General features: G+C 53.9%; 12 protein-coding genes and 1 tRNA gene. 12 read left to right on the forward strand and 1 reads right to left on the reverse strand.

Features of this window, described 5'->3' with window-relative positions:
• Positions 1–423: 423 nt before the first annotated feature.
• Complete coding sequence (gene mmp10 / locus QZN75_RS06980) at positions 424–1650, reverse strand: methyl coenzyme M reductase-arginine methyltransferase Mmp10 (protein ID WP_292426557.1); 1227 nt, start codon at positions 1648–1650, stop codon at positions 424–426.
• 216 nt (positions 1651–1866) lie between these two features.
• On the opposite strand from mmp10, the gene QZN75_RS06985 reads away from it, so the two are divergent.
• From QZN75_RS06985 to QZN75_RS07040, 12 genes are all read left to right on the forward strand, one after another.
• Positions 1867–1939, forward strand: a tRNA-Thr gene (locus QZN75_RS06985).
• A 148-nt stretch (positions 1940–2087) separates the two neighbouring features.
• Positions 2088–3242: a site-specific integrase gene (locus QZN75_RS06990; RefSeq protein ID WP_292426560.1), complete on the forward strand. Its 1155-nt coding sequence runs from the start codon at positions 2088–2090 to the stop codon at positions 3240–3242.
• Positions 3243–3367: 125 nt separating this feature from the next.
• On the forward strand, positions 3368–4126 hold the full coding sequence (locus QZN75_RS06995) for a type IV toxin-antitoxin system AbiEi family antitoxin (RefSeq protein WP_292426564.1): 759 nt from the start codon (positions 3368–3370) through the stop codon (positions 4124–4126).
• On the forward strand, positions 4123–4905 hold the full coding sequence (locus QZN75_RS07000; RefSeq protein ID WP_292426566.1) for a nucleotidyl transferase AbiEii/AbiGii toxin family protein: 783 nt from the start codon (positions 4123–4125) through the stop codon (positions 4903–4905). Before QZN75_RS06995 ends, QZN75_RS07000 begins: the two co-directional genes overlap by 4 nt.
• Before the next feature lie 25 nt (positions 4906–4930).
• Positions 4931–5782 carry a hypothetical protein gene (locus QZN75_RS07005; RefSeq protein WP_292426568.1) on the forward strand — a complete coding sequence of 284 codons (852 nt, stop codon included), beginning with the start codon at positions 4931–4933 and terminating at the stop codon, positions 5780–5782.
• 6 nt (positions 5783–5788) lie between these two features.
• Positions 5789–6382 carry a lipopolysaccharide assembly protein LapB gene (locus tag QZN75_RS07010; RefSeq protein WP_292426570.1) on the forward strand — a complete coding sequence of 198 codons (594 nt, stop codon included), beginning with the start codon at positions 5789–5791 and terminating at the stop codon, positions 6380–6382.
• Positions 6383–7043: 661 nt separating this feature from the next.
• Complete coding sequence (locus QZN75_RS07015; protein ID WP_292426573.1) at positions 7044–7316, forward strand: hypothetical protein; 273 nt, start codon at positions 7044–7046, stop codon at positions 7314–7316.
• Entirely contained in the window at positions 7313–7681 is a 369-nt protein-coding gene (locus tag QZN75_RS07020; RefSeq protein WP_292426576.1) for a hypothetical protein, read from the forward strand. Before QZN75_RS07015 ends, QZN75_RS07020 begins: the two co-directional genes overlap by 4 nt.
• Positions 7678–8082 carry a hypothetical protein gene (locus QZN75_RS07025; RefSeq protein WP_292426580.1) on the forward strand — a complete coding sequence of 135 codons (405 nt, stop codon included), beginning with the start codon at positions 7678–7680 and terminating at the stop codon, positions 8080–8082. The genes QZN75_RS07020 and QZN75_RS07025 overlap by 4 nt, the downstream gene beginning before the upstream one ends.
• Complete coding sequence (locus QZN75_RS07030) at positions 8079–8450, forward strand: hypothetical protein (RefSeq protein WP_292426584.1); 372 nt, start codon at positions 8079–8081, stop codon at positions 8448–8450. The genes QZN75_RS07025 and QZN75_RS07030 overlap by 4 nt, the downstream gene beginning before the upstream one ends.
• Positions 8440–8679, forward strand: coding sequence for a hypothetical protein (locus QZN75_RS07035; RefSeq protein WP_292426587.1), 240 nt, complete (start codon positions 8440–8442; stop codon positions 8677–8679). Before QZN75_RS07030 ends, QZN75_RS07035 begins: the two co-directional genes overlap by 11 nt.
• A gap of 50 nt (positions 8680–8729) precedes the next feature.
• The coding region (locus QZN75_RS07040; protein ID WP_292426591.1) for a hypothetical protein at positions 8730–11233 on the forward strand (2504 nt) is incomplete at its 3' end.

The following is an 11233-nucleotide window of genomic DNA, read 5'->3' on the forward strand; positions in this document are numbered from 1 at the left end:
GCCTCTCCGAGGCACGGCGGGGCGGGGAAATTATTTGGTATTTTTTGGGCTCCTTGCTATTTCGTGTGGGTAAGTTAAACGATTAATTCACCTTATATTTAGTTGCTTGAGCCGCCGCGGGGGGCGTCCCTTCGGGGGCGGCGGAGTCCATCTTAATGGGGGTTTTGGGGGCGTTAGCCCCCATCAAATTATTTGACGAAGATTAGACTTACCCACACAATTCAGCAAAGAGCTTTTTTTGGTTTCTTTCGGAAGAAATGCTAAAATAGCGCCTCGTACGTTTATTGGAGTATCGGTAATTTGTCCCTGCACGCGTGAGGTACCCTTGTGGTGGTGGATAACTATTCCCATCAGGCATCAGCGAGAGAATAACGGCAGAGTATTCCCGGACCGTTTATTATCCGTTGCACTCAACATGCCGGCTTATTTCCCGTACAGGTTAATCTGCCGGATGAGTGTTGAAAAGCCTTCCATCTCCAGTGCAAGCACTTCGTTCCGGGTCATGCCCATACTCGTCTCGGCATCTGCAGTGAGCTGATCCGGTCCCCGTATGACTTCGCGTGATGTCCCGTCGCGACTTAACACGTCCTGCGCTTCAGCATCATAGACAAAGGCGCGGCCCGGAATGATGACGGTCGGTTCGAGGCGTGAAAGGTCCAGATCTTTGAGATCGTCGATTGTTATCAGGCAGGCAATCTCTTTTTTTACCGGTATAACCGGGGACGTGGCGCCGCGTGCTGACAAAACCTCGCTGATATACGGCGCGGCCACGGAACCGGTGATGACTGATGCCCGGCGCTGGGCGCGCGGGAGTTTTTTCATGAGCGCGGGTTCGTGCAGGATCGCAAACGGCGAACCGATCTCCGGGTCCCAGAGCGGCGTGCCGGAGATCTTCATTTTGAAACGGCTGCTGAGATCGGTCACCATGTCCCGGAACGAGTCCACCGATTGAACGGTCTGCTCCTTGAGGATCGGGGCGTTCTCCAGAATGAGCCCCTGTTCGGTTGCATTTGCAAACCGCATGAGGATAAGCCCTTTTACGCCGCGCTCTTCGAGCCATTCGCAGGTGTGCTCAAGAACGGCGCCGTCGTTCACCCCGGGCAGTACGACAGATGCTGCATAAACATCGGCCCCCTTGCAGAGCCGTTCGAGAATCGCAAGCGAGGCATCCGGTGTCGGGTCGTGCATCCAGCGCTTCCGCAGGGTTGGATCTGCCGCAAAGACGGTAAATGAGCACTCCGCGAGGCCGTTGTCGATGAGGAGATCTGCAACCTTGGGGTCATCCCAGCCCTTGCCACTGGTGTACCCGATATGGAGTGGCGCTCCTGTTGCGCCGAGCAGTTCGATGAGATCGTTAAACTGCGGGTAACAACTGGGATCGCCACCGCCGCTGATGGTGATGCGGTCGAGGTTGCCGGTCTTTGTCTGGAGGGCGGCAAGAGTTTCATCCGCGATGGTCCTGAGATCCTTGAAACCGCTGTACTCCTCACGGACGCCCCGTGTGCAATAGTCACAGCCTTTCTTGAACGGCAGGCAATAGCGGCAGCCGAATGCCCGGGTTGTTTTCACACGCTTGAAGTAACAGTACTCGCAGAAGCCCCGGCAGTCGACGCCTGCCCGTCCCCCGATGTCAACGGTCAGCTGAGCCATTCGTTGTTAGATTACTCCGTTCCGGTGCGTATAATGTATTTGGAATTAAAACAGTGCGGAGCCCGGAAAAGGCATGACCGGTTTTCCGTGGGAGAATTTTTTGGGCGATGTGAGATTATATAAAATTCGGCGATCCGGTAAAATATGTCCGGTTTTCCTGAGGATGCCCCCGGAAAGCACCACATTTTTTACCAGTAACTGCCTATTGTATATGGCGCCTCAGTGGCTTAGTTGGCAGAGCGGCTGACTTGTAATCAGCAGGTCCCGTGTTCAAATCACGGCTGGGGCTTTCGAACATTGTGTTCGAATCTACAGTAAACTTCTTTTAGCCCATCCACACACGCTGTCTTATGACAGCTCGTACCCCACGTGCTATTTCCAATGATGCCTTTCATCAGATCAAGGCAGATTACCCCGAACGATCTTTTGCAAGAGCGTTGAAGGAAGGAAAAATTACCGAACGTGATGTTACGCTCATCCGGTCCTTCATAGCTGAGCTGCAATCGTCCCGCAACACCAGCACCAAACGTGCGTACAAAATTACGTACACGCTTGTCGGCTGGCGACGCTTCATCGGCTCTTTCGAACAAAATGATATGGCTGCACTCTACGCTGGTATCGCTGCATTGAAATCCGGCAAGAGCAAGCGGGGCCGGGAGTTCATGAAGAACACCATCACCGACCACATGATCATCCTTAAACAGTTCTACCTCTGGCTCATCGAGAACGAGTATGTCTCTATCCCAGAAAAGAAACTCAAGGCCCTCAAGACACCCCACCACGAGACCATGACCAAGGTCGCCTCGGACCTGCTCACAACCGAAGAGATCACCGCGATGGTGAACGCTTGCACCCGCAGCAGCGACCGGGCCATCATCATGATGCTCTACGAAGGCGGGTTCCGCATCGGCGAGATCGGGGGAATGAAATGGGGCGACCTAACCTTCGATAAATGGGGCGTTATCGCGAACGTGAACTTCAAGACCGGCAAGCCCCGGTACGTCCGGCTCATCATGTCCCGCGAGGCCCTGGCAAAATGGAAGAACGATTATCCGGCAAAACCGGTTACAAACGAGATGCCGGTCTTCATCACGGAGCACCAGACGGCCCTCACTCACGGGTCCGTGGCCATGCAGCTCAAGCGACTGGCAAAGCGGGCCGGGGTCCAGAAGCATATCACCCCGCACATATTCCGCCATTCACGCATCACCCACCTCATTAAAGAGAACGTATCGGAGAGCGTGATCAAGCTGATGATGTGGGGCAGCCTCACGACAAACATGTTCCAGACCTACGCCCATCTCACGGGCAAGGACATCGACAACGAGATGCTGCGAACCTACGGGATCACGGAGACCGAAACGGGCGAAGGGATGAGCGAATTACGCATCGAGCCCCGTCAGTGCCCGCACTGTAAGCTCATCAACGGGCCTATGGCCGAGTTCTGCAATTCCTGCGGACGGTCACTTACTGAACTGGCAACCGAAGCCGAAGACGATATTCACGACAGCATTTTAAAGAATCCGTCATCGCTCAAGAGATTTATTACGAGATTGGAGGACAAGATGGCAAAAGGCGAGATTGTAGTGTAAGGTTCCATGATTTCCCTTATCGATTACCGGTCCTGCTCCAAAAAAATCCCCCTCCCGTACACCAAAATTAACATAAATGTTAAGGTTGGTGTACCTAATGAGGAATTTGGGAGAAGGAGCGGGGTATGACAATCGAGATCCTGAAGTCCATGGCGAAAGAGAACCAGGTATTTTCATTTGCCCAGTTATACGAGAAAACCCACATCAAAAAAGAGATGCTTTGGGTTATTCTCTCCCGTATGGAGGAGAAAGGATTCATCGAGCGGATTGAGAAAGGCAAATACCTGATCATCCCGCTCGGAAGCGAGAAGGGAAAATACACGCTTCACGAATTCGTTATCGCTTCTTATCTCGTCGAACCCTTTGCCATATCGTACTGGAGCGCCCTCCATTACTACGGGCTCACCGAGCAGATCCCGAACACGGTCTTTGTCCAGACTCCCGCACGCAAGAAGAAGAACCAGATGGAGATCTTTGGCGTGAATTACCAGATAGTGCGGGTGAAGGAAGAGAAGTTCTTCGGCGTCCGCAAGGAATGGATCGAAGAGACGCCCATCAGCATCACGGACAAGGAGAAGACGATCATCGACTGCCTGGACAAGCCCCACTATGCCGGGGGAATCATCGAAGTAGCCAAAGCGCTGAAAACCGGTTCACTAGACTACAATCAGCTCAGTAACTATGCGCTTAAAATCAACAATTTTGCCGTGGTCCGGAGGCTCGGGTACCTGTGCGAGCAGATGGGGATCCCGGTCAATCTCCCGCTCCCCCCGTCAAAAAAATACCTGCTGCTGGACCCGACAATGCCTGCGAAAGGGAAGAACGATCCGAAATGGCGGCTCGTCATCAATAATGATACCGTCCTGCCGGAGTCTCTTGAATGATCCCTGAGCGCGAGATCAAGGAACAGGCCCGCGAGTTCGGCGTGCCCACCTCAACGATCGAACGGGATTATGTACAGAACTGGTTCTTGTCCGCCCTGCGTCCTATCAATATGGCGCTGAAAGGCGGGACCGGCATCCGGAAAGTGTATATCGAAAATTACCGCTTCTCCGACGACCTTGATTTCACCCTGCTGGAGCCGGTCGGTGCGGATACACTGCGGACAGCCGTCATCAATGCGATGGTCAGGGTCCGGGATGAAAGCGGTATCCAGTTCGAAGATGATATTGGCTTCCGGCAAACGAAGAACGGTTTCAAGGCAACGACCCGGTTCAGGATCCTGCACCGGGGTCAGACCTCGCCAATAAAAATAGACCTGGACCTGACCAGCACGGACAGCGAACAGATCCTGCTCCCGGTCAGCGATCGCCCGGTCTTCCATCATTATTCTGACGGGCTTGAAACGTCAGTGGCTTCGTATGCGCTCGAAGAGATCATGGCAGAGAAGATCCGTTCGATCTTCCAGCGGACCCGCTCCCGCGATCTCTATGACATCGGGCAGCTGGTCGGCCGGGTAGATCGTGATATCGTGAGATCAATTGTGCACCGCAAGTGTGAATATAAGGGAGTCACGGTTGATCCCGCGCTCATGAGGGAGAAGCGGGATCAGTTTGCCGCTCTGTGGCAGGTTTCGCTGGGCCATCAGATTCACGATATTCCGGATTTTGATACGGCATTTGAAAATGTGATGGGCGAGATTGAAGGGTACTCTACGATATGATCAACATCGGATTACGGAGATCCAAATGAACGATGAAATTACCCAACAGTGGATGATAGAAAGGATTGGCGAATCCAACAAACAGGCAGCGAAAAATCGTAATAAGTATCCGATCCAGGAACACGCTACCCGGACGGAACTTTGGGAATATGTAGACTGTACCTGCAATGAATCCTGTACCTGTAGAAAAGATCTGGGATGCACCGGTCACTGGAAGCTGAAAAAGAATGTTCAGTTCGATGACTTTATGTTCGGATTCCTCAGGATGTTTGTCGATCGCTGTGATCATCTGAATCTTATTACGGCTGTTGATGCCGGAGATCCTTCGAACCTGAGATCCCGCGTCAAAGATGCTTACACGGTTTTAATTAATTTGAAAGGAGGTGAATGGCAACTCCTGTCAGCCAAATCAGCCGATTTCAATAAAACACTATTCTGCGATGACTGGTTTGACAGTTATTTCAAAGAAAAATTTGAGAGTTTCAAAATCAAGGAAAGTGTCTATTTCGCCAAGCAGTTTTGCATTCTTCTTCCCGATATCTGCGTGCCGTACGATACCAAATCGCGGGACAAAATGACAAGTCATCTCAAAATCCCCCGGAATGCCAATTATTTTGAATTCCTTTCCGAGGTCCGTAAAAAATTCATGAATGAATTCGGAAAACAGGGTATCAGGTTACCGGCAATGCGGGCATTTGACAACCCGGTCGAGCATCTTCGGTTCGATCCGCGCCTCATTTCATTGCGGCAACCCGCTCAGGATTACGGGAAGGACTATCTCCCTCTCAATGGGCAGATCAGTTTAATCCTGGACAAATGCTATTATTTGCCGACAGAAAGCACCCCAGAAGAAAAAAACAATCCAACAATAACGTGATCTCCCATGGGACATTCAGAGAAATCAAAAGAAGAATGGTTCGAACTTGGGCGAAAATATCATGAGAATGAAGAATACGAGAAAGCAGTTTCCGCATATCGTCATGTTGTGAAAATCGACAAATACAATTTTCACGCATGGCATAATTTAGGATTAGCTCTTCGGTTCCTTGGAAAGTTGGATGATGCGTTAAAAGCGTTCAATACTGCACAATCTCTGGATCCGGAAAATGGTGAGATCTATATTCAGCAAGGTTTGATCCTGATCGGGCAGGAGAAAAACCAACAAGCGGTAAATAAATTCAAAAGAGCATTTGAATCGGACCTGGAATCTGATAATCAGATGGTTGCACATATCGGGATGGGAATCTCTTACCTCAATCTTGACAAACCTGATGAAGCAATTAACAATTTTGATGCAGCCCTCCAAATCGATAATGAAAATATGCCTGCATTAACGATGAAGGCCGGAGCCTTGTTAACACGAGGGGATTTCTCAATGGCAAAGAAAGTCATCGATGAGGCGTTGAAGATCGATCCGGAAGATGAAGAAGCATTGAAAATTCTTGAAACGGTTGAATCCGCATTGACCTCTACATGATTGAAACGGTTTTTGCGGCACCTCCCGCCCCTCCAAAACTTCCAACCACAATATTAAAGATAGTCTTTACATTTTTCCAAAATAACAGCCGCGCACAACATTTTCCTGCGCAAAAAGTCACCGTTTTTGTTAAACTTGTACGACAAAAAGCGGTCAGCTAACCCGCTGGTTCAGAAAACCTCTTAAACAACTGCGGATTTATAAAAATATTACAATGCTGTGCTACTTCCTCACACAGACGAGTAAACGGATAAGGACTGCGGCAAATTCGATCAAGGATCGGATCATTGGTTTATTCCGCAGGCCCGGACCCCGTGCTCAGAAAAAGTGCCAGGTTGGGATGAACAGCGTTGCGTCCGGAACCGGATGCAGCATGAACACGGGCCAGTGGTGCAGACTGACGAGCAGCCACGCTCCGATCTTTTCGCTCTTCACGTACTTTGGTGATCGTCAGTAGTAACGCGTAATCTCCGCACGGATTTCTGTCATGATGCGAGTCCAGGAGGCCACCTGCCGTTTCGAGGAAAATGGCAAATGGCCGGACAATAGCCATGGCTCAATCCGGACGGACCGGCCAGAACCGGAAAAAGGAACATCGGGATGTGAATCTCCAAAAAATCACTGAATTGTCATTGAACGCAGGGAAAAAAACGGTGGAACAATGAACCAGACAACACACGAACCGCTCATCGTCACACAGGAAGCAGTTGATGCATACGAGAAGAAGACCGGATTCTATGGAATCGGACAGGTCATGGTTGAAGACGGGCACTGGAAGATCGTGACCCGGCAGGAATTTGCGGAACTGAAACGGAAGAGTGGCAGCTCACCCAGCTCGTTACCCCTAACTACCGGTGAGACTGCCAAACAAAATCTGACATACGGACATAAATCCCTGCCTCAAGCGTCGGAGATGATCGGAGGGAAAGCATGACCGCCTACGCTGCCGGCCAGATCATGTGCGGTGACGAAGGCCGGGTACATATCCGCATCTGGGGCGACCTGCATTACATCTGCCCCGAAGAGCTGGGGATGCTCTTCTTTGTCGGGGATCATGTGCCGATCCTGAAAAAACCGAAACTCGTACCGGAGATGCCGGTAGTTTCCGGCAGTGCGTATCTCAGTCCCTCTGGTCGGGCCGTTATCCTTGCGCTGGGTAAACAGCGGTACATGGTCCCGCGTGACAAGTTCCTCGCCGTTGCGCTCGGAGAGGATGTGTCCTGCATCTTCTTTGAAGTGCCAGGGAACGAACCGGAGATTGAAATCCTCTCTCCGCATAAGGGAGGTCCAGTATCATGACCAGTCGTCGCGGAACACTGGTCGAGGAGGGAGCCCGCGAGCTCCTCCAGGTGCACGGCTACCGGGTCTGGGTGGTCCCGCCCGGCTTTGACAAGAAACTGCCGCCGGCGCATCTGGTTGCGGAACGCGATTCGGGCGAGAAGCGGTTCATCCGCATCCGGAAATTCTCACATCTCCCCTCAACAGTCGATATGGTCATGCAGAAATGCGGCCTCGATCTTGCGCAGTTCCGCAAGCACATCGCCCGCCACATTGGCCATGCGGAATATCATTACGAGATCTGGATTTACTCGTTGACCCACGGGTTCCGGTGCTTCGAGGTCCTGCGGGACAGCATCCGCGAGATCCCGAAACTCTCGCTGCACGGGCCGGTGGTATCGCAGACCAGAGGTGTTGCATGATTGCGAAGAGCATGTTTGTTGTCTCACTGGAGCGGGCAACCGAGTTGCTCATTTCCCGTGGCTACGAGCCGGTCCTGCCGGTCGAGAGCAGTTTCCTTGCCCGGTACATCCCGGTCCACCTTGTCGGGATACGGGGCGATTACGAAACGCTCGGCGTGAAGATCCGGGCGGCTTATGGCAGTGTCAGCGAGCCGTATGTTGAATCGTTCTGCCGGTTCGAGATCTGCCAGTTCCGTTCACTCCTGACAATGAACCCGGGCAATGTATTTATCCGCTGTGAGGTCTGGGTCATTTCGCCGAACGGTTCCATCCACTGCTACGAAGTCCTGCCTGACTCAATCCGCGAGGTGGCTGCCTATGCCCGATGAGCAGAAGAAGCCGGCAGTCACGACCGAGAGGATCGAAGGCATCCCGCTCTACCTGATCCCGAAAGCGATCGCGGACCAGATCAAGAAAAAGGGCGAGGCGGTCTTCCAGATCCTGGTCGAACGGAAATTCCATCACCGGTACACCGTCAAGGTCGAGGCCTTTGATGAGCACGCACAGCGGGTGAATCAGGAGGACCCGGCCCCCGAAGAAGGCGACGGGCATGGCTGACCTTGCAATTTTTTCACCGCAGACCGCAGCAGGGAACCGGGTGGTGACGTGTGGATGGTCTGCTCCGTGATGCCGTTGCCCGAATAGCCGGGCCCGGGCAGGTCATCGAGGTCCGGGCTCTCACCGACCAGTACACTCACAGCGGCTACTTCAGCGATCACGAGGCGCTCATCCGCTCCGTTGAGCCACTTGATGCAGACAGCTCAGTACACGGCATCTATGTTACGCTGAACGAGGTGAACCCGGCCCTGCTCTCGCGCCGGGCGAACCGGATCAAGATGCGCCTGGGCAAGAAAGACAGCACGACGAGCGACGCGGATATCCTGCGCCGTCGCTGGCTGCCTATTGACATCGACCCGCTGCGACCGAGCGGTGTATCGAGTACTGACGAGGAGCACGGGCTTGCCCTGGCGAAAGCTGATGAGGTTGCCCGGTGGATCGCCGGGCTCGGCTTCCCGGACCCGGTCCGGGCCGACTCCGGCAACGGGGCTCACCTGCTCTACTGCATTGACCTGCCGAACGATGAAGCGGCAACGGCACTCGTGAAGAGCTGTCTTGCCACGCTCGACGCCCTCTTCTCGGATGAGCGGGTGACCGTGGACACGGCAAACTTCAACGCAGCCCGCATCTGGAAACTATACGGTACGGTGTCGCGGAAGGGAGACAATACCCCGGACCGCCCGCACCGGAGGAGCAGGATTCTCTCGGCCCCGGAGGAACCGGCGGTCGTGACGATCGATCAGCTCAGGGACCTCGCGGCCAGGCTGCCGACCGAGCAGCACGCACAGCAGCCGCCGGCAACGGCAAAGGACAAGCGCTTCAGCCTGAGCCACTGGCTCTCGGATCACGGTCTTGATGTCAGGTCCGAGAAGCCGTACAGCGGCGGGACGCTCTATGTGCTTGACCAGTGCCCGTTCTCATCGGCTCACAAAGACGGAGCCTTCGTGATCCAGTTCGGCAACGGTGCGATCTTCGCTGGTTGCAAACACACGTCATGCGGCGGCGGTACTCAGCGGTGGCATGAACTCCGCGAGCAGTTCGAGCCGGACCGGGCAACGAAGCGGAAGGACTGGGAGCAGAAACAGAAGACCTGGAGAAAGGACCGGGCAAAGGCGAAAGCTGAGAACGAAGGTACTGAGGCTACGGGCCCGGCCCCGGATCTGGCAAATCCTGATGCCCGGGCAGCGGCACTCGACATGCTGGAACACGGCGACCCGGTGGCCCTGATGCTCACGGCATTTGCCCAGGAGCATGTCGGCGATGAGATTCTTGCCCGGTGCATGATCCTCTCGATGGCCTCACAAGCCGTGAAGAATTCGGACGGGCTGCACGTCTCCGTGACCGGCGACTCCGGCAAAGGAAAAACCCACGCCTTCCGCAAGATGATGCGCCAGGTCCCGGACCGGTATAAGGTGAAGGGCACGGTGAGCAACAAGGCGCTCTACTACATGAAGGATCTCCGGCCCCGCACGGTCCTGATGAGCGACGACACCGAGCTCTCGGACGGGATACAGGAGATCCTGAAGTCCGCCACATCGAATTTCCACGAGCCGATCACACACACGACAGTCACGAAAGACCTTAGCTCCCGGGTTTGTACAATACCGGAGCGGTGCGTCTGGTGGATCGCAAAGAAGGAAGGGACTGGTGACGACCAGGTGATGAACCGGATGTTGACCTGCTGGATCGACGAGTCGTCCGAGCAGGATGCCCGGGTGCTGGCAGCGAAGCAGGTCCGGGAGATGCTGGACCCGGACTCATTTATTGATGAAACCGCTGAGCTGAGGACCTGCAGGGCTATCTGGGAGATCCTGCATGAGCAAACGATCTGGGTGATCATCCCCTACTCAAAGCGGATACGGTTCAACGCAATTTGCAACCGGCGCAACCCCGACATGCTCTACGACTTGATCAAGAGCCACGCGGCCCTCTTCTTCATGCAGCGCCGGCAGAAGACGAGCGACGATGGCACGCTCTGCGTGTATGCGGATGAGGCCGATTTCGCAGCGGCGAATGATGTCTTCACGCTCCTGAACGGCACGGCGGGCGGGCAGGAATCGAAGATGACCAAGAAAGAGTCCGACCTGCTGACATTAATCCACCGGTCGGATCGTTCTGAATTCACTATCCAGGATCTTCAGGAGCTCACCGGCTGGCCCTACATCAACATCTACCGTGCCCTGAAAGGCTACGACAGCCGGGGAAAGAATTACACCGGGCTGCTGGAGAAGTGCCCGGCACTCTCCTTTACTGACCGGACCGTAACGGTCAGCGATGAAGATGGGATTTCAATCCGGCGCAGGACCGAGGCATTTTCATGGAGCCGGGAACTGTACCGGCACTGGACCTGTGGCGGCGCGTGCTGGCTCGATCACGATCATGATGACGATGATAATGATGATGATGGCAATGATGACATCAAAAGCAAGGGCAGCGACAAGAGCATGGACAACAACAAAGGCAAGGACAACAAGAGAGGCAACAACGACGTGAGCGCAGGGTCGTTTACAGCATTACAGCACGTTTACAGCAGTTTTTCAGCAACTGCTGAAAA

Source organism: Methanoregula sp. (genome assembly GCF_003170075.1).
GTDB lineage: Archaea > Halobacteriota > Methanomicrobia > Methanomicrobiales > Methanospirillaceae > Methanoregula.